Annotated in this window: 1 protein-coding gene (only partly in view); it reads left to right on the top strand. The window is 70.9% G+C overall.

Translation table 11 applies throughout. The features are described from left to right. Nucleotides 1-21971, top strand: partial view of a non-ribosomal peptide synthase/polyketide synthase gene (locus tag ACWELJ_RS06370; protein ID WP_452365131.1) — the 3' portion only. It extends 22267 nt beyond the left edge of the window; only the last 21971 of its 44238 coding nucleotides appear in the window; the start codon falls outside the window, past its left edge; its stop codon occupies nt 21969-21971.

Here is a 21971-nt window from a genome sequence, read left to right as displayed (position 1 = left end):
TCGAGCGCATCGCGGACCGCCTGATCCGGGTGCTGACCGCCATCACGACGGATCCGGCTGCGGCCGTGGGCGATATCGAGCTGGTCGACGCCGCCGAGCGCACCCAGGTCGTGGAGACCTGGAACCAGACCGCGTTCGACGTGGAAGCCGTGCTCACCGATCGCTCCGCCTCCCCGCGCTTGGCGGCCGAAAACGCCACCCTGGTCGCCATGTTCGAGGCCCAGGTCGAGCGGACTCCCGACGCGACCGCCGTTGCGTTCGAGGGGACGAGTCTGTCCTACGCCGAGTTCGGTGAACGCGTGCACCGTCTGGCCCGCTGGCTCATCGAGCGCGGCGTCGGCGCGGAATCGTTCGTGGCGCTGGGCATGCGCCGCTCGCTGGACCTGGTCGTCGGTATGTACGCCGTCGCCGTCACCGGCGCGGCCTACGTGCCGCTGGACCCGGACCACCCGGCCGAGCGCACCGAGTACATCCTCGAGACCGCCGACCCGGTGACGGTGCTGACCTCCGGTGAGGACCTGCCGGTCGACACCGCGCAGGTGCGCATCGACAAGCTGGACCTGTCCAGCTTCTCCGCGGCCCCGCTCACCGACGCTGATCGCCGTGCGCCGCTGCGGGATTCGAACACCGCGTACGTGATCTTCACCTCGGGTTCGACCGGTCGCCCGAAGGGTGTGGCCGTGCCGCACTCGGCGATCGTCAACCGTCTGGTGTGGATGCAGGCCGAGTACGGCCTGACCGCCGAGGACGTCGTGTTGCAGAAGACTCCGGCCACGTTCGACGTGTCGGTGTGGGAGTTCTTCTGGCCCTTGCAGATCGGCGCGAAGCTGGTCGTGGCCAAGCCCGAGGGCCACCGCGACCCGGCGTACCTCGCCGACCTCATCGCCCGCGAGGGCGTGACGGTCACCCACTTCGTGCCGTCCATGCTGGCGGTGTTCGTGGCCGAGGAAGCGGCCGCGCGGTGCAGCAGCCTGCGCATGGTCTTCGCCTCCGGTGAGGCGCTGTCGCCCAAGCCGTCGCACAAGCTGCGCGCGCTGACCGGCGCGGAGCTGCACAACCTGTACGGCCCGACCGAGGCCGCGGTCGACGTCACCTACCACCAGGTCGTGGACGCCGACGTGGACACGGTGCCGATCGGTCGTCCGGTGTTCAACACCCAGGTGTACGTGCTGGATTCGCGTCTGCGCCCGGTTCCGGTCGGCGTCGCGGGCGAGCTGTACCTCGCCGGTGACCAGCTGGCCCGCGGTTACGTGGCGCGCCCGGACCTGTCCTCGGATCGCTTCGTCGCCAACCCCTTCGGCGACTCCGCGCGCATGTACCGGACCGGTGACCTCGTCACCTGGACCGCGGACGGCGAACTCGAGTACATCGGGCGCACCGACTTCCAGGTGAAGCTGCGTGGTCTGCGCATCGAGCTCGGTGAGATCGAATCCGCGCTCACCGCACTGGATTCCATCGCGCAGTCGGTGGTCGTGGTGCGCCATGACCCGCACGCCGGTGACCAGCTGGTCGGCTACGTCATCGCCGCGGCGGGCCGCACCGTCGACGTGGACGCGGTGCGCGCCGAGGTCGGCGAGAGCGTGCCGTCGTACATGGTGCCGTCGATCCTGATGGTGCTCGAGGAGTTCCCGCTCAACGCCTCCGGCAAGCTGGACCGCAAGGCGCTGCCCGCGCCGGTGTTCGAGGCGGCGGTGTTCCGCGCCCCGGTCACCCCGGTCGAGCAGATCGTGGCCGGTGTGTTCGCCGAGATCCTCGGCCTGGAGCGGGTCGGTCTCGACGACGACTTCTTCGCCCTCGGCGGCAACTCGCTCATCGCCACCCAGGTGGCGGCGCGCCTGTCCGCCGCGCTCGACACCCAGCTGGGTGTGCGCGAGATCTTCGAATCCTCGACCGTGGCCGCGCTGGCCGCCAAGGCCGAAACCCACACCGGGGACGGCGGTCGCCTGGCGCTGGTCGCGCAGGAGCGGCCCGAGCGGCTGCCGCTGTCGCTGGCCCAGCAGCGCATGTGGTTCCTCAACCGGTTCGATCCCGAATCGGCCGTGGACAACATCCCGGCGGCCGTGCGCCTGTCCGGTCTGGTGGACCGCCAGGCCCTGCAGATCGCCGTCGCCGATGTGCTCGCGCGGCACGAGTCGCTGCGCACCCGCTACCCCGAGATCGACGGCCAGGCCTTCCAGGAGATCGTCCCGACCGCTCAGGTCATCCCGGACCTGACCCCGGTCGAGGTCGCCGAAGCCGCACTGCCGCAGGCGCTCTCGGAGCTGGTGCTGACCGGCTTCGACGTCACCGTGGACGTGCCGTTCCGGGCCCGCCTGTTCGAGGTCAGCCCCACCGAGCATGTGCTCGCGCTGGTGGTGCACCACATCTCGGCCGACGGTTTCTCCATGGGCCCGCTCACCCGGGACGTCATGACCGCCTACGGCGCGCGCGTCGAGGGCGGCGAACCCGGCTGGCAGGTGCTCGACGTCCAGTACGCCGACTACGCGCTGTGGCAGCGCGAGGTGCTCGGTGACGAACGCGACGCCGAATCGGTGATCTCCCAGCAGATCTCGTACTGGCGGGAGTCGCTGCGCGGCCTGCCCGACCAGCTGGATCTGCCGGCGGACCGGCCGCGTCCGGCCGTGGCCTCGGGCCGCGGCGCCACCCACGTGTTCGAGATCGACGCCGAAACCCACGGCGCGCTGGCCGAACTCGCCCGCGGTCGCGGCGCCACGCTGTTCATGGTCATGCACTCGGCGTTGGCCGTGCTGCTGTCGCGCCTGTCCGGTGAGTCCGACATCGCGATCGGCACCCCGGTCGCCGGTCGTGGCGAACGCGCCCTCGACGACCTCATCGGCATGTTCGTCAACACCCTGGTGCTGCGCACCGAGGTGGACGGCGGCGCCGGCTTCACCGAACTGCTGGACGCGGTGCGCGGCACCGACATCCAGGCCTTCGGCCACGCCGACCTGCCGTTCGAGCGCCTGGTGGAGATCCTCAACCCGGCCCGCTCGCAGGCCCGGCACCCGCTGTTCCAGGTCATGCTGTCGTTCCAGAACACCGGCATCACCGAACTGGAACTGCCCGGCCTGACCGTCAGCGCCGTCGAACTGCCGATCGACACCGCCAAGTTCGACCTGCAGCTGGTGCTCACCGAGAACGCCGCCGCCCCGCTGTCCGGCATCACCGCCGAACTCATCTACGCCACCGACCTGTTCGACGCGGCCACCATGGAACGCTTCGCCGACCGGTTCGACCTGCTGCTGAAGGCCGTCGCGGCCAAACCGGAACGGGCCGTGGGCGATATCGACCTGCTCGATCCCGCCGAACGCACGCTGGTCCGGTTCGCCTGGAACCGCAGCGCCGGATCGGTCAGCGGCCTGCTCGCCGACCGCACCGGCGCGGTGTCCGACGACGACCCGTCTCTGGGCTGGGCCGACGTTCCGGAACTGGTGCTCGCCGACGCGCTGCGCCTGCCCTCCGGCGACGCCGCGAACACGCTGCTCACGCAGTTCGAGGCGCAGGCCGCCCGGACCCCCGAGGCGACCGCGCTCAGCTTCGACGGGACAACTCTGTCCTACGGCGAGTTCGCCGCCCGCGTGCACCGGCTGGCCCGGCACCTGATCGCGTCGGGCGTGGGCCCGGACACCCTGGTGGCACTGGGCATTCGCCGGTCCACCGACCTGGTGGTCGCCATGTACGCGGTGCTGGCCGCCGGCGGCGCGTACGTGCCGCTGGATCTGGACCAGCCCGCCGACCGCATCGCCTACGTGATGGAGACGGCGCGGCCGGTGGCCGTACTCACCACCGGGCGCGACGGATTCGCCTCCGACGCCGCCCCGGTCCTGGTCGTCGACGAGCCGGCCGCACAGCTGACCGAGTACTCGGCCGCGCCCGTGACCGACGCCGAGCGGATCGCGCCGCTGCGGTCCGCGCACACCGCCTACGTGATCTTCACCTCCGGCTCCACCGGCCGTCCCAAGGGCGTCGCGGTCTCGCACGCCGCCGCCGTGAACCAGATCGCTTGGATCACCAGCGAATACGGACTGTCGGCCGACGACGTGGTGTTGCTGAAGACGCCGCAGACCTTCGACGTGTCGGTCTGGGAGCTCTTCGGCCCGCTCGCCGTGGGCGGCCGCATGGTGGTCGCGACTCCGGACGGTCACCGCGATCCCGGCTACCTGGCCGAGGTCATCGCCGCCGAGGGCGTCACGATCACCTCGTTCGTGCCGTCCATGCTCAGCGTGTTCGCCGCCGGCGTGGACGCCGCGCAGCTGACCTCGCTGCGGGCGCTGCTGGTCGCCGGTGAGGCGTTCACCGCCGACGTGGTGCGCGCCGTCCGCCGGGTGAGCGCCGCCGAGCTGCACAACCTGTACGGCCCGACGGAATTCACCGTCCATGCCACCGCCGCGCCGGTCTCCGACGACGTGCAGGGTGCGGTGCCGATCGGCCGGCCGGTGTGGAACGCCCAGGCCTACGTGCTGGATTCGCGTCTGCACCCGGTCGCCCCGGGTGTCGCCGGTGAGCTCTACCTGGCGGGCAATCAGCTCGCGCGCGGCTATGTCGGCCGCACCGACCTGACCGCGGATCGATTCGTGGCCAACCCCTTCGGGTTCGGCGAGCGCATGTACCGCACCGGTGACCTGGTGCGGTGGAACGCGGACGGCTCCATCACCTACCTGGGCCGCACCGACTTCCAGGTGAAGCTGCGCGGTCTGCGCATCGAGCTCGGCGAGATCGAATCCACGCTGACCGCACACGAATCCGTGGCGCAGGCGGTCGTGGTCATGAACTCCGACCCGCGCACCGGCGATCGCCTCGTCGGTTACGTCGTGCCCGCCGCGGAAGCTGTCGACGTGGACGCGCTGCGCGCCCACCTGGCGGACCGGCTGCCCTCGTACATGGTCCCGGCCGCGCTGGTGCCGCTGGACGCCATGCCGCTGAACGTCAACGGCAAGCTCGATCGCCGGGCCCTGCCGGAGCCGGAGTTCGAAGCCCGCGCGTTCCGCGCGCCCGCCACCCGCGCCGAGGAGATCGTCGCGGCGGTGTTCGCGGAGGTGCTCGGCATCGAGGCGGCCGTCGGCCTGGACGACGACTTCTTCGAACTGGGCGGCAACTCGCTCATCGCCACCCAGGTGGCCGCCCGCCTGGGCGCGGCCCTGGACACCCGCATCCCGGTCCGCGTGCTCTTCGAGGCTCCGACGGTGGCGGCGCTGGCCGCCCGCCTGGAGACCGAGTCCCGCACCGGTCGCCGCCCCGCCCTGGTGGCGGGTGAGCGCCCCGAGGAGATTCCGCTGTCGCTGGCGCAGCAGCGCATGTGGTTCCTCAACCGCTTCGACACCGCCTCGGCCGTCAACAACATCCCGCTCGCGGTGCGCCTGACCGGCGACCTCGACACCGATGCCCTGCTGGCCGCCGTCGGCGACGTGCTCGAACGCCACGAGGTGCTGCGCACGGTCTACCCGGAGAACGCCGAAGGCCGTGGCGTGCAGGTCATCCTGCCCGCCGACCAGGTCCGCCTGGACTCGGCCGCCAATGCCGGAATCCACGGCGGCGGCACCGGTCTGAGCGTGATCGACGTGGCCGAGGCCGACCTGCGCGAGCGGATCGCCGAACTGGTGCTCACCGGATTCGACGTCACCGCCGCCGCGCCGGTGCGCGCCGGGCTGTTCCGGGTCTCGGATGCCACGGTGTCCATTGACGGCACCGCCACTGTGTCCAATGACGGCACGGCCACTGTGTCCAATGACGGCACCGCCATCGCGCCCACGCACGTCCTGGTTTTCGTGGTCCACCACATCTCCGGCGACGGCTGGTCGGTGCGTCCGCTGGCCCGCGACGTCATGCTCGCCTACGCCGCGCGCGCCAATGGGGAAGCGCCGCAGTGGGCTCCGCTGCCGGTGCAGTACGCCGACTTCGCGCTCTGGCAGCGCGAGACCCTCGGCTCCGAGGACGACGCCGGCTCGCTGATCTCGCAGCAGGTGGCCTACTGGAGCAACGATCTGGCCGGGCTGCCCGACCAGATCGACCTGCCCTCCGACCGCCCGCGTCCGGCGGTGGCCTCCAATGCCGGTGGTGTGCACGAGTTCGCGATCGACGCCCAGCTGCTGGCCGGACTCGAGGGCCTGGCCCGCCGGCACGGCGCCTCGCTGTTCATGGTGGTCCACGCGGCCTTCGCGGCCCTGCTGGCCCGCCTGTCCGGCGGCGACGACATCGCCATCGGCACCGCGGTCGCCGGTCGTGGCGAGCAGGTGCTCGACGACGCCATCGGCATGTTCGTCAACACCCTGGTGCTGCGCACCGCGGTCGACTCGGGGGAGACGTTCACCGAGCTGCTGGCCCGCACCAAGGACAGCGACCTGGCCGCCTTCGGCCACGCCGACCTGCCGTTCGAGCGCCTGGTGGAGATCCTCAACCCGGCCCGCTCGCAGGCCCGGCACCCGCTGTTCCAGGTCATGCTGTCGTTCCAGAACACCGGCGAGGCCACCTTCGCGCTGCCGGGCCTGGAAGTGGCCGGCGTGCCGCTGGACGTGGTCACCGCCAAGTTCGACCTGCACCTCAATCTGACCGAGCGTCCCGGCAGCGCCGGCATGATCGCCGAATTCGCCTACGCCACCGACATGTTCGACGCGGGCACCATCGCCGGGTTCGGTGAGCGCCTGGTGCGCCTGCTGTCGGCCGTGGTCGCCGAGCCGACCGCGCTGGTCGGCGACATCGAGCTGCTGAACGCGGCCGAGCGCCGCCAGGTGCTGCGGTCCTGGAACGCCACCGAGTACGACGTCAAGCGCGTCGCCCTGGGCGGCAAGAAGAAGATCGACACCGAGGTCACCCTCGCGTCGATGTTCGAGGACCAGGCCAAGCGGACGCCGAACCTCACCGCCCTGGTGTTCGAGGGGACGCCCGGGCAGAGCCCGGAAATTCCCACCCAGCTGTCCTATGGCGAGTTCGCGGCCCGTGCGCACCGGCTGGCCCGCCACCTCATCGCCGAGGGCGTCGGCCCGGATTCCTATGTGGCTCTGGGCATGCGCCGCTCCTTCGAGCTGCTGGTCGGCATGTACGCCGTCACCCTCGCCGGTGGCGCGTACGTGCCGCTGGATCCGGACCACCCGGCCGAGCGCAACCAGTACGTGCTCGACACCGCGCGGCCGGTGTGCGTGCTCAGCACCACGCGCGACGAGTTCGAAACCACCACGCGCGCACTGCTGATCGACGAGCTGGAAGCGCAGGGAGGTGGAGCGCTGTCGGGCTACTCCGACGCCCCGATCACCGACGCCGACCGCATCGCCCCGCTGCGTGGCGACGACGTCGCGTACGTGATCTTCACGTCGGGTTCGACCGGCCGGCCGAAGGGTGTGGCCGTGAGCCACACCGCCATCGTCAACCGCCTGGTCTGGATGCAGACCGAGTACGGCCTGTTCGACGACGACGTGGTGCTGCAGAAGACCCCGGCCACCTTCGACGTGTCGGTGTGGGAGTTCTTCTGGCCCTTGCAGATCGGTGCGTCGCTGGTCATCGCCAAGCCGGACGGCCACCGCGATCCCGGCTACCTGGCCGACCTGATCATCGCCACCGGTGTCACCACCGCGCACTTCGTGCCGTCGATGATGTCGGTGTTCGTGGCCGGTCTGGAAGCCGACGCCGCCAAGGCGGCCGCGCTGACCTCGCTGCACCAGGTGTTCGCCTCCGGTGAGGCGCTGCCCGCGCCGACCGCGCAGAAGCTGCGCGAGCTCACCGGCGCCCGCCTGCACAACCTGTACGGCCCGACCGAGGCCGCGGTCGACGTCACCTACCACGAGGTCGAGGACACCGACACGCTGTCGGTGCCGATCGGCGCGCCGGTCTTCAACACCCGTGTGTACGTGCTGGATTCGCGTCTGCACCCGGTCGCCCCGGGTGTCGCGGGTGAGCTCTACCTCGCGGGCGCGCAGCTGGCGCGCGGTTACGTCGCGCGTCCGGAACTGACCGCCGACCGCTTCGTGGCGGACCCGTTCCACGACGGCGAGCGCATGTACCGCACCGGCGACCTGGTGAAGTGGACCGGTCGTGGCGAGCTGGAGTATCTGGGCCGCACCGACTTCCAGGTGAAGCTGCGCGGTCTGCGCATCGAGCTCGGCGAGATCGAGGCCGCGCTCACCGCCATCGACTCCATCGCCCAGTCCGTGGTGGTCGTCCGCGCCGACGATCGCCTCGGCGAGCAGCTGGTCGGCTACGTCATCCCCACCGCCGGCCACACCGTCGACCTCGACGCCGTGCGCGCCGAACTGCAGGACGGCCTGCCCGGCTACATGGTTCCGGCCGCCTTCGTGGTGCTGGACGCCTTCCCGCTCAACGCCTCCGGCAAGCTGGACCGCAAGCAGCTGCCCGCGCCGGTGTTCGAGGCCAAGGTGTTCCGCGCCCCGTCCACCCCGATCGAGGAGATCGTGGCGGGCACCTTCTCCGACGTCCTGGGCGTCGGCCGGGTCGGCGTCGACGACGACTTCTTCGAACTCGGCGGCAACTCGCTGATCGCCACCCAGGTCACCGCCCGCCTCGGCGCGGCCCTGGACACCCAGCTGGCCGTGCGCGATCTGTTCGAGGCGTCCACCGTCGCGGCCCTGGCCGCGCGGGTGGAGCGCAATGCCGGATCGGGCCGTCGCCCGAGCCTGGTCGCCGGCGAGCGGCCCGCGCACCTGCCGCTGTCCCCGGCGCAGCAGCGCTACTGGTTCCTGAACCAGTTCGACACCAGCACGTCGGCGGTCGACAACATTCCACTCGCGGTCCGCTTCACCGGCGCGCTCGACCTGTACGCCATGAAGCAGGCCATCGGCGATGTGATCGCCCGCCACGAGGTGCTGCGGACCGTGTACCCGGGGTCGGCCGAGGGCCCGCACCAGGTGATCCTGGCCGCCGCCCAGACCGATCTGACCCTGGTGCCGGAGCCGGTGACCGAGGCCGAATTGCTCGGCAAGATCATCGAATTCGCCATGACCACCTTCGACGTCACCGTCGAGGTGCCGCTGGCGGTCAAGATGTTCCAGATCACCGACAGTGAGACCACCCAGCACGTGCTGGCCTTCACCGTCCACCACGTCTCCGCCGACGGTTCCTCCATGGGCCCGATGGCGCGCGACATCATGGCCGCCTACGTGGCCCGGGCGAACGGCGATGTGCCGCAGTGGACCCCGCTGCCGGTGCAGTACGCCGACTACGCGCTGTGGCAGCGCGAGGTGCTCGGCCGCGAGGACGACGCCGAATCGCTGGCCGCCAAGCAGGTCTCGTACTGGACCCGCGCGCTGTCCGGGCTCCCGGACCAGCTGGAGCTGCCCACCGACCGGCCGCGTCCCCCGGCGCAGTCGTTCCACGGCAAGGCGCTGCGCTTCGACATCGACGCCGAACGCCACGCCAAGCTGCACGAACTGGCGCGGGCCAACAACGCCTCGCTGTTCATGGTCGTGCACGCCGCCCTCGCGGTGCTGCTGGCCCGGCTCTCGGGCACCGACGACATCGCGGTCGGCACCCCGATCGCGGGCCGCGGTGAACGCGAACTCGACGACCTGATCGGCATGTTCGTCAACACCCTGGTGTTCCGCACCCAGGTCGACGGCGACGCGAGCTTCGCCGACCTGCTCTCCGAGGTCCGCGAACGCGACCTGGAGGCCTTCGCCAACGCCGACGTGCCGTTCGAGCGCCTCGTCGAGGTGCTCAACCCGGTCCGCTCCACCGCGCGCAACCCGCTGTTCCAGGTGGGCCTCTCGTTCCAGAACCTGGCCGAGACCGCCTTCGAACTGCCGGGCCTGCACGTGGCCGCGGTCGAATTCGAGTCGCAGCTGGCCAAGACCGACCTGCACGTCACGCTGTACGACCGCTACACCGAGGACGGCACCCCGGCCGAGATCCTCACCGAATTCGGTTACGCCGTCGACCTGTTCGACGAATCGACCGTGCGGGCGTTCGCCGACCGGTTCGTGCGGGTGCTCGACGCCATCCTGGCCGACACCAGCGTGGCCGTGGGTGACATCGACCTGCTCGACGCCGACGAGAACACCCGAATCCTGCAGCGCTGGAACAACACCGCGCAGGACGTGGACGCGGTCATGGACGGCGGCTCCGCGGCCACCCTGGTCTCGGTGCTGGACCGCTCGGTGGCCGACGACCCGAAGGCCGTGGCCATCGTCGCCGACACCGCCGACGGCGTGGAGAACCTCACCTACGCCGAGCTCGACGCCCGCGTGAACCAGCTCGCCCGCGAGCTCATCGCGCGCGGCATCGGCACCGAAGACCGGGTGGCCCTGGCCATTCGCCGGTCCACCGACCTGGTCGTCGCCATGTACGCGGTCGCCAAGGCCGGCGCCGCCTACGTGCCGATCGATCCGGATCAGCCCGCCGAGCGCGTCGGCTACATCCTGGAGACCGCCGCGCCCAAGGCCGTACTCACCACGGCCGCGGTCGGTTTCGACACCGAGCTGGCCGAGGTACTGCGCATCGACGAGCTGGACCTGTCCGCTCGTTCGGCCAAGCCGGTCACCGACGCCGACCGGGTGCGGATGCTGACCGCCGCCAATACGGCGTACGTCATCTTCACCTCCGGCTCCACCGGCCGCCCCAAGGGTGTGGCGCTGCCGCACGGCGCGGTCGTGAACCAGCTGCTGTGGAAGGTCACCGAATTCGGCCTCGACCCGGCCGACGCGGTGCTGCTCAAGACCGCCGCCACCTTCGACCTCTCGGTCTGGGAGTTCTGGTCGGCCGCGGCCTGCGGTGGCCGCATGGTCATCGCCGCGCCCGACGGGCACAAGGATCCGGCGTACCTCAACGAGCTCATGGCGCGGGAATGGGTGACCACCCTGCACGTGGTGCCGTCGATGCTGGACGCGTTGCTGACCGACGGCCTTCCGGACTCGCTGTGGCGGATCCTGGCCATCGGTGAGGCGCTGCCCGGCCCGCTCGCGCAGCGGGTGCTGCGGGAGCGTCCGCGCACCGAGCTGTTCAACCTGTACGGCCCGACCGAGGCCGCGGTGTCCATCACGAACCACCGGGTCACCGAACGCGACGAGCTGTCGGTGTCCATCGGCTCGCCCGAATGGAACTCCCAGGTGTTCGTGCTGGATTCGCGTCTGCGGCCGGTGCCGGTGGGCGTGTCCGGCGAGCTGTACCTGGCCGGTGCGCAGCTGGCGCGCGGCTACTTCGGCCGCCCGGACCTCACCGCGGACCGCTTCGTCGCGAATCCCTTCGCTGACAACGGTTCCCGTATGTACCGCACCGGTGACCTGGTGGCCTGGCAGGCCAACGGCGAACTCGAGTACCGGGGCCGCACCGACTTCCAGGTGAAGATCCGCGGCTTCCGTATCGAGCTCGGCGATATCGAATCAGCGCTGCTGCGCCTGGATTCCATCGCGTCGGCCGCCGTCGTCGCGCACACCGACCCGGTGCTGGGCGACCGCCTGGTGGCCTACGTGGTCGGCGCCGACGGCGACCCGGACAAGCAGGCGCTGCAGTCGGCGCTGGCCGCCGAACTGCCGTCGTACATGATCCCGTCGGTCTTCATGCCGCTGAACGCGTTGCCGCTCAACGCCAACGGCAAGCTGGACCGCAAGGAACTGCCCGAGCCCACCTTCGAGAAGGCGGTCTTCCGCGCTCCCGTCAGCCCGATCGAGCAGATCGTGGCGGGCGTGTTCGCGGAGGTGCTGCGTGTCGAGTCGGGCCGTATCGGCCTGGACGACGACTTCTTCCAGTGGGGCGGCAACTCGCTGCTGGCCACCCAGGTCGCCGCGCGCCTCGGCGAGGCGCTCAACACCCGGGTGCCGGTGCGACTGCTGTTCGAGGCGTCCACCGTGGCCGCGCTGGCGGCCCGCGTGGAACGCGACGCCGGGGCCGGCGGCCGCAAGGCGCTGACCGCCGCGCCGCGACCGGAGAACATCCCGCTGTCGCTGGCACAGCAGCGCATGTGGTTCCTCAACCGCTTCGACACCGCCTCGGCGGCCTACAACGTGCCGGTCGCGGTGCGCCTGTCCGGCGCGCTCGACGAGGACGCGCTGCGCGCCGCCATCGCGGATGTGGTTGCCCGCCACGAGATCCTGCGCACCATCTACCCGCAGACCGAGGACGGTCCGGTACAGGTCATCCTGCCGCCGGCGCAGGCCGTGCCGGAGCTCGCGGTGCGCACCGTGACGTCCGACGAGGTCGTCGGGGCGGTGGTCGAGCTGACCTCCACCAGCTTCGACGTGACCGTCGAGGTGCCGCTCGAGGTGGCGCTGTTCAAGATCGAGGACGAGGCTCCGGCTCCGGCCGAGTCGGAAGCCGCGGCGCACGCGGCGGCCTACACCTTCGACTTCGCCGATATCGCCCCCACCGGCCAGTACCCGGCCGTGGACCCGAATGCCCCGGTGCGCACGGAATACGTACTCGCCCTGGTCATTCACCACATCTCCGGTGACGGCTCCTCGGTGGCTCCGCTGACCCGCGACCTGATGACCGCCTACGCGGCGCGCTCCATCAAGCAGGCCCCGGGCTGGACCCCGCTCGCGGTGCAGTACGCGGACTACTCCATCTGGCAGCGCGAACTGCTCGGCGACGAGAACGACGCGGAATCGCTGGCCGCCAAGCAGGTCGCCTACTGGAAGCAGGAACTCGCCGACCTGCCCGAGCAGCTGGACCTGCCGGCGGATCGGCCGCGTCCCGCGAACCCGTCGTTCCAGGGTGACACCGTCGAGGTCCGCGTCGACGCCGAACTGCACCAGGCCCTGGTGGATCTGGCGCGCGCCGAGGGCGCCACCCTGTTCATGGTCGTGCACACCGCGCTCGCCGTGCTGCTGGCGCGCCTGTCCGCGACCGACGACATCGCCATCGGCACCCCGATGGCGGGCCGCGGCGAGGCCGTCCTCGACGACCTGATCGGTATGTTCGTGAACACCCTGGTGTTCCGCAGCCGGGTGAACACCGCCGAATCGTTCACCGAGCTGCTGGCGCGCCAGCGGGAGACCGACATCCAGGCCTTCGCGCACGCGGACGTGCCGTTCGAGCGACTCGTCGAGGTGCTCAACCCGGTTCGGTCGACCGCGCGGCACCCGCTGTTCCAGGTCGGCCTGTCCTTCCAGAACCTGGGCCGCACCAGCCTGGAACTGCCGGGCCTGACCGTGTCCGGCGTCGACGCCGACCAGAACACGGCGCAGTTCGACCTGAACCTGATCGTCACCGACACCTACGGCGAGGACGGCGCCCCGAACGGCATCGTCGGCAACCTGGTCTACGCCACCGACCTGTTCGACCGCTCGACCGTGGCCGGATTCGCCGAGCGTCTGCTCCGCGTGCTGGCGGCCGTGGCCGCCGGGCCGCGCCGGCCGGTCGGCGAGATCGAACTGCTCGACACCGCCGAGCGTTCGCGAATGCTGGTGGACTGGAACGAGACCCGGCGCGAGATCGCGCCGGAGCTGCTGCTCGACGGCTACCGCCGCGCCGTGGCCGCGTACCCGGATCGGGTCGCCGTGGTCTACGAGGGACAGCAGCTGACCTACGCCGAATTCGACCGGCGCGTCAACCAGCTCGCCCGTCTGCTCGTCGACCGGGGCGTCGGCGCGGAATCGCTGGTGGGCTTGGCGATTCGCCGTTCGCTCGACCTGGTCGTCGGCATGTACGCGATCGTCACCGCGGGCGGCGCGTGGGTGCCGCTGGATCCGGACCACCCGGCCGAGCGCATCGCGCACATCCTCGACACGGCGCAGCCCGCGTGCGTGCTGACCACGACCGCCGACGCGGTCGAGGTGCCCGAGGGCATCCAGGTGCTGCGCCTGGACACCGTCGGGCTGGAGGAGTTCTCGGCGGAGCCGCTCACCGCGGCCGAGCTGTCCGGCCCGCTGCGCCCGGACAACCCGGCCTACGTGATCTTCACCTCGGGTTCCACCGGCCGTCCCAAGGGCGTGGCCATCACCCACGGCGCGATCCACAACCAGACGACCTGGATGCTGGACGAGTACCCGATGGGTCCGAGCGACGTCTACTTCCAGAAGACGGCCACCACCTTCGACGTGTCGCTGTGGGGCTACTTCATGCCGCTGCGGTCGGGCTCGACCCTGGTCGTCGCCACCCACGACGGTCACCGCGACACCGACTACATCGCCGAAACCATTGCGGCGCAGGGCGTGACGGTCACCGACTTCGTGCCCTCCATGCTGACCGTGTTCGCGGCGCACACCCGGGCGGGCTCCATGCCCACCCTGCGCGACGTGTTCGTGATCGGTGAGGCGCTGCCGCCGGAGACGGTCAACTCGGTGCTCGCCCTGGGCGAGGGCATCAAGGTGCACAACCTGTACGGCCCGACCGAGGCCACGGTGTCCATCACCTACTGGCCCGCCGAGGGCCGCGACGTCCGCACCGTCCCGGTCGGCCTGCCGCAGTGGAACAGCCAGGTCTACGTGCTCGATTCGCGCCTGCGGCCGGTCCCGGCCGGTGTGCCCGGCGAGCTCTACCTGGCCGGTGACCAGCTGGCGCGCGGCTACGTGCGCCGGCCGGACCTGACCTCGGATCGGTTCGTGGCCAACCCGTTCGAACCGGGCGCGCGCATGTACCGCACCGGTGACCTGGTGGTGTGGCGCGACGCGCCGCAGCGGCTCGAATACATCGGCCGCACCGACTTCCAGGTGAAGTTCCGCGGTCAGCGCATCGAGCTCGGCGAGATCGAGACCGCGTTGCTGGCCGAGCCGTCGGTCAGCCAGGCCGTGGCGCTGGTGCTGCCCACCTCGCTGGGCGATCAGCTGGTCGCGTACGCGGTGCCCGCGCCGGGCTACGCCATCGATCAGGAGTCGCTGCTCGCGGCGGCGGCGGAAACGCTGCCCGCCTACATGGTTCCGGCCACCGTCGTGGCGCTGGACGCCTTCCCGCTGAACACCAGCGGCAAGCTGGACCGCAAGGCGCTGCCCGAGCCGACCTTCGCCGCCCGCGAATTCCGGGCTCCGGAAGGTGACATCGAGATCGCCATCGCCGGCGTCTTCGCCGACGTGCTCGGCGTGGAACGCATCGGCGCCGACGACGACTTCTTCGCCCTCGGCGGCAACTCGCTGCTGGCCACCCAGGTGACGGCGCGCCTCGGCGCGGCCCTCGACACCCGGGTGCCGGTGCGGACGCTGTTCGAGGTGTCCACGGTCGCCGGGCTGGCCGCTACTCTCGCGCCCGAAGCGGGCGCGGGCGGGCGGCAGCGGCTGGCGGCGCGGGAACGGCCGGAGCGGCTGCCGTTGTCGCTGGCCCAGCAGCGCATGTGGTTCCTCAACCAGTTCGACACCGCCTCGGCCGCGTACAACGTGCCGGTCGCGGTGCGGCTGACCGGTGAACTGGATGTGGCCGCGCTGCAGCAGGCCGTCCTCGACGTGGTCGAGCGGCACGAGACCCTGCGCACGGTGTACCCGCAGCACGAGGGCGCCGCGGCGCAGGTGATCGTGCCCGCCGAGCAGGCGGCGCCGAACCTGACCCCGGTGCCGATCGACGCCGTCGAACTCGAGCGCCGGGTGACCGCGCTGGTCACCACGGGCTTCGACGTCACCGCCGAGGTGCCGTTGCGGGCCAAGCTGTTCCGCGTCGTGGACGCCGAGGCCGCCGAATACGTGCTGGTCTTCGTCGCCCACCACATCAGCGCGGACGGCTGGTCCATGGGCCCGCTGACCCGCGACGTCATGATCGCCTACGCCGCGCGGGCCAACGGCTCCGCGCCGGGCTGGGAGCCGCTGCCGGTGCAGTACGCGGATTACGCGCTGTGGCAGCGCGAGATCCTCGGCTCCGAGGACGATCCGGCCAGCCTCGTCTCGGCGCAGGCCGAGTACTGGCGGACCGCGCTCGCGGATCTGCCCGATGAGCTGAACCTGCCGTCCGACCGGCCGCGCCCGACGGTGCAGTCGTTCGACGGCGGCAAGTTCCTGTTCCCGATCGACGCCGATCTGCACCGCGGCCTGCAGCGGATCGCCCGCGATCGGAACGCCACCATGTTCATGGTCGTGCACACCGCGCTCGCGGTGTTCCTGGCACGACTGTCGGGCACCGACGACATCGCCATCGGCACGCCGATCGCGGGTCGCGGCGAGGCCGAACTCGACGGCCTCATCGGCATGTTCGTCAATACGCTGGCACTGCGCACCAAGGTCGACGGACAGCAGAGCTTCGAAGAGCTGCTGGCCCAGGCCAAGGACACCGACCTGCAGGCGTTCGCGCACGCGGACATTCCGTTCGAGCGGCTCGTCGAGCTGCTCAACCCGGAGCGGTCCACGGCGCGGCACCCGCTGTTCCAGGTGGCGCTGTCGTTCCAGAACCTGCCGACCGGCGATTTCGAACTGCCGGAGCTGCGGGTCGGGGCCGTCGACTTCGACACCGAGGTCGCCAAGTTCGACCTCATGCTGACCATCCAGGAGTCCGAGGCGCAGGCCGAGGCCGGCATGTACGCCGAATTCGGGTACGCGCGTGACCTGTTCGACCCGAGCACGGTCGAACTGTTCGCGGAGCGGTTCGTCCGGCTGCTCGGCGAGATCGTCGCGACACCGCGCAAGGCGGTCGGCGATCTCGAGATCCTGGCGGCCGACGAACGCGCCGACCTGATCGCGCGCCGCGGCGGTCCCGCCGTCGCGCCGCGCACCCTGCCGCAGCTGCTGGCCGAGGCCGTCGCCAACAACCCGGTCGGCGAGGCGGTCGCCTTCCAGGGCCAGGCCCTGGGCTACGCCGAACTCGACGCGGCCTCCTCGCGCCTGGCGCGGGTGCTCATCGAGCGCGGCGCCGGACCGGAAACCCGTGTCGCCGTGGCCATTCGCCGCTCGTTCGAATCGGTGCTGGCCATCTGGGCCGTCGCCAAGTCGGGCGCGGCGTTCGTGCCGGTGGATCCGTCCTACCCGGCCGACCGCATCGCGCACATGGTCGACGACTCCGGCGCGGTGCTGGGCCTGACCATCGACGCCGAGCTCGACGGGCTGCCGCCGGTCGCGAGCCTGGCCGGCTGGATCTCGCTCGACGACCCCATGGTGCAGGCCGAAATCGCCTCGCACTCGGCCGAACCCGTCACCGACGGCGAACGCTGGGGCGTCGTGCGGCCCGAGCACGTGGCGTACGTGATCTACACCTCCGGCACCACGGGCATGCCCAAGGGCGTCGTGGTGACGCACGCCGGTCTGGCCAACTTCGCCACCGAGCAGATCGTGCGCTACCACCTCGACTCCGGTTCGCGCGCACTGCACTTCGCGTCGCCGTCGTTCGACGCGTCGGTGCTCGAGTACCTGCTCGCCATCGGCGCGGGCGGCACCCTCGTCGTGGTGCCGCCGGGTGTCTACGGCGGCGAGGAGCTGGCCGAGCTGATCAAGCGCGAGCGGGCCACGCACGCGTTCATCACCCCGGCCGCGCTCGCGACCCTGGACCCGAAGGGTCTGGACTCGCTACGCGTGCTGGTCGCCGGTGGTGAAGCGGTACCGGCCGATCTGGTGGAGAAGTGGGCGGTGCCCATCGGCGAGGGGACGCAGCAGAACCGCCCGATTCGGGCGTTCCACAACGGCTACGGCCCCACCGAGACCACGATCATGACCAATATCAGCGACGCGCTGGTGCCGGGTGATCTGGTCACCATCGGTGGTCCGATCCGTGGCATGCAGGCCCTGATCCTGGACTCGCGCCTGCGGCCGGTCCCGGTGGGCGTCGCGGGCGAGCTGTACCTGTCCGGTATCCAGCTCTCGCGTGGCTACCACGACCGCCCGGGCCTGAGCGCCGAGCGGTTCGTCGCGAACCCGTTCGTGGCGGGCGAGCGCATGTACCGCTCCGGTGACGTGGTCCGCTGGACCCCGGACGGCCTGGTGGAGTACGTGGGCCGCAACGACTTCCAGGTGAAGGTGCGCGGTTTCCGCATCGAGCTCGGTGAGATCGACGCGGCGCTGGCCTCGCACGAGAGCGTCGACTTCGCGGTCACCGTGGGCCACAAGACCGAGGCCGGGGCCACCATCCTGGCGGCCTACGTGCTGCCGGTCGCGGGCGGCACCATCGATGTCTCGGCGCTGACCGAGCATGTCGAGGGCCGGCTGCCGGAGTACATGGTGCCGACCGCCATCACGGTCCTCGACGCCATCCCGCTCACCCCGGTCGGCAAGCTGGACCGGCGCGCACTGCCCGAACCCGTGTTCACCGCACGCGATTTCCGCGCGCCGGTCACCGAGATCGAAGCCGTTCTCGCCGAGGTGTTCGCCGACGTGCTCGGCGTCGAGCGGGTCGGCGCGGACGACTCGTTCTTCTCCCTGGGCGGCGACTCCATCCTGTCCATCCAGCTGGTGTCGCGGGCCAAGGCCCAGGGCATCGTGTTCAGCCCGCGCGACGTGTTCGAACGCCGCACCGTGGCCGGACTCGCCGAAGTGGCGGTGCTGGGCGGGGATTCGCGGACCGAGCAGCTGGCCGAACTGCCCGGCGGCGGCGTCGGCGACATCCCGCTGACGCCGATCATGCACGCCATCCTGGGCAACGGCTCGACCTACGACCGGTTCTCGCAGACCATGGCGCTGCGCCTGCCGGACGGCATCGACCGAGCCGCCCTGACCGGCGCCATCGCCGCCGTGTACGACCACCACGACGTGCTGCGCACCCGCCTGCGCGGCAACGCCGAGGAGGGCTTCGTCTTCGAGGCGCTCGAGCGCGGCGCGGTGGACGTCGACGCGCTGGTGCACCGGGTCGACCTGCCGGGCGACATCACCGATGCGGAGCTCACGCGGATCGGCAGCGTCGAATTCGACGCGGCGCTGGGACGACTGGATCCGGCGCACGCCCGCATGATCGAGTTCGTCTGGTTCGCCTTCGACGGCACCCGGCGTGATGTGCTGCTCATCGTCGCGCATCACATGGTGGTGGACGGCGTCTCCTGGCGCATTCTGATTCCGGACCTGGGCCTGGCCTGGTCGCAGCTGGCCTTCGACCAGCCGCTGGCGCTGCCCGAGACCGGCACCTCCATGCGGCGCTGGGCACACGCCCTGGTCGAAGCGGCCGCCTCGCCGGAACGTGTCGCGGAGCTGCCGTTCTGGCAGCAGGTCACCAGCACGCCGGATCCGCTGCTGGGTTCGCGGGCTCTCGATCCGCGCGTCGACACCTTCGCCACCGTCGAGCGGGTCGAGGTGTCGCTGCCGGCCGAGGTGACCGAAGCGGTGCTGACCAGGGTGCCGGCGCTGTTCCGCGGCGGCGTGAACGACGGTCTGCTGGCCGCGCTGGCCATGGCGGTCGCGCGCTGGCGCGGCGCCGAGGCCGGATCGGCCGCGCTGATCAAGCTCGAGGGCCACGGTCGCGAGGAAGCGATCGTGCCCGGCGCGGATCTCTCGCGCACGGTCGGCTGGTTCACCGCGGCCTACCCGGTCCGCGTGGATCTGGGCGACGCCGATCTGACCGATGCCTTCGCCGGCGGAAAGTCGTTGGGCGACATCGTCAAATCGGTGAAGGAACAGCTGGTCGCGGTGCCCGACAAGGGCCTGGGCTACGGGTTGCTGCGCTACCTCAACCCCGAGACCGCCGCACAGCTGGGCGACGCCGGGCAGATCAGCTTCAACTACCTGGGCCGCGTCTCCGCGGGCGAGGTGCCCGAGCATCTGACCGAGATCGGGTGGACCCCCGCCGACGATCTGGGCCGCCTGGATGCCGAGATGGACGCGGACATGCCCGCCAACGCGGTCATCGATATCAACGCGATCGCCACCGACGGCGAGGACGGCACCCGGCTGGGCGCGGCCTTCGCCTTCCCGACCGGGCTGCTCGAGCGGGAGCGCGTGCAGGAGTTCGCCGATCTGTTCGTGGCGGCGCTGACCGCGCTGGCCGCGCACACCGAACGCCCGGACGCGGGCGGCTTCACGCCGTCCGACCTGCCGCTGGTGCGGGTGGATCAGTCCGACATCGAGGTCTGGGAGCAGCGCTACCCGGCCCTGTCGGATGTCTGGCCGCTCTCGCCGCTGCAGTCGGGTCTGCTGTTCCACGCGCTGCTCACCCAGAACACGGTGGACGTCTACACCATTCAGACCGTGCTCGACCTGAGCGGTGTGGTGGACGTGGACCGGCTGAAGGTGGCCGCGCAGGCCATCCTCGACCGGTACCCGAGCCTGCGGACCGCGTTCGTCACCGACGCCGACGGTCAGGCCCACCAGGTCGTGCTGGATCGCGTGGAAGCGCCGTTCCAGGTCATCGACCTGACGGAACTGCCGGAGGCCGAACGCAATCCGCGCATGCGGGAGATGATCGAGGCCGATCGCGCCGATCACTTCGATCTGTCCGCGGCTCCGCTCATGCGGTTCAACGTGTTCCGGATCAGCGACGACCTGGTGCACCTGGTCATCACCACCCACCACATCCTGGTGGACGGCTGGTCCATGCCGCTGCTCATGCAGGACCTGCTGGTGCTGTACGCGGTGCGCGGCGACGCCTCGGTGCTGCCGCGGGTGCCGTCGTTCCGGAATTACCTGGCCTGGCTGGCCGGACGGAACCGGGACGAGTCGATCGAGGCGTGGAAGCGCGCCCTGGCCGGGGTCAGCGAGCCCACCCAGCTCGCGCCCGCCGCCACCCGCGACGAGAACTACGAGATCGGCCGCTACACCGTCGAAATCGACGCCGAACGCACCCGCGCGCTCACCAAGCGCGCCGGGGAACTCAACGTCACGCTGAACACGCTGATCCAGACCTCCTGGGCGGTGCTGATCGGCCGCCTCACCGGGCGCGGCGACGTGGTGTTCGGCGCGACGGTCTCCGGACGCCCCGGCGACCTGCCGGGCGTGGAATCCATGGTGGGCCTGTTCATCAACACGGTGCCGGTGCGCATCCGGGTCGACGACCGCCTGACCATCGGCGGGCTGCTGCAGCGCGTCCAGAGCGATCAGGCCGACCTGCTCGAGCACCACCACATCGGGCTCACCGAGATCCTGCAATCGGCCGGCGCCGGAGCGGAATTCGACACCATGATGGCGTTCGAGTCCTACCCGGTGGACAAGGACGCGATCGCGGCCGCCAGCTCCATCGACGGCATGTCGGTCAGTGGTGTCGGCATCAACGACAACACCCACTACCCGATGAGCCTGGTCATCATGGCGGGCGAGACCATCGATATCTCGATGCGCTACCTGAGCAGCCGGTTCACCGCCGACGAGGTCGTCATCCTCGCCGCGCGCTTCAACCGGATCCTGGACGCGCTGGCCGGCGACGCCGACGGCCTGGTCGGCGACATCGACATCCTCGATGCCACCGAACGCGCCCGCATCCTCGCCGAAAGCGCCGTCACCCCGGCCGATTCCGCGGCCGAGGCGGCGCGGGTGGGCACGGCGACCGTGGCCAACGTGCTGGCCGAGGTCGTCGAGGAGGACCCGCAGGCCCCCGCCCTGCTGTCCGGCGGCGAGGAGATCGCCTACCACGTCCTGGACCGGCGCAGCTCCCAGCTGGCGCGTCTGCTCATCGACCGCGGCGCGGGCCCCGGCGACATCGTCGCCGTCGCCCTCCCGCACTCGGTCGACGCGGTCGTGGCGGTCTGGGCGATCCAGAAGGCCGGCGCCGCGGCGCTGTTCGCCGACACCCTCTCCTTCGGCGACATCCTCGCCGCCGGAGCCGGTTTCGGCATCGCCCTGGAACCGGCCGCCAGCTCGGTCCGCTGGCTGGTCCCCTCGGACCCCAAGGTCCAGGCCGACCTGACCGCCCGCCCGGCGCACCCGGTCTCCTACAGCGACCGAGTCCGCCCCCTGTCCGAAACCGACCCGGCCTTCATCTACCGCGATGCCGACACCTGGGCCACCCTCACCCAGTCCGAGGCCCTCGACCGCGCGGCCACCCTGCGCGCCGACCACGAGATCGACTACGAGTCGACCACGTACACCACCGCCTCCACCGGCACCGCGGCCATCGACGAATTCCTGTCCTCGTCGACCGCCGGCGCGCTCTCGGTCCTCCCGACCGGCGACATCCCCGCCGATCTGGAGGACGGCGAGGTGACCCACTGGTTCACCACCGCGGCCGACCCGGCCGACGCGGCGGGCGAGGAGATCCGCATCATCGGCGACTAG

It is taken from the genome of Nocardia sp. NPDC004582 (assembly GCF_053602115.1).
Note: the sequence above shows the minus strand (reverse complement) of the source record. Positions and strands in the feature narration are given on the sequence as shown.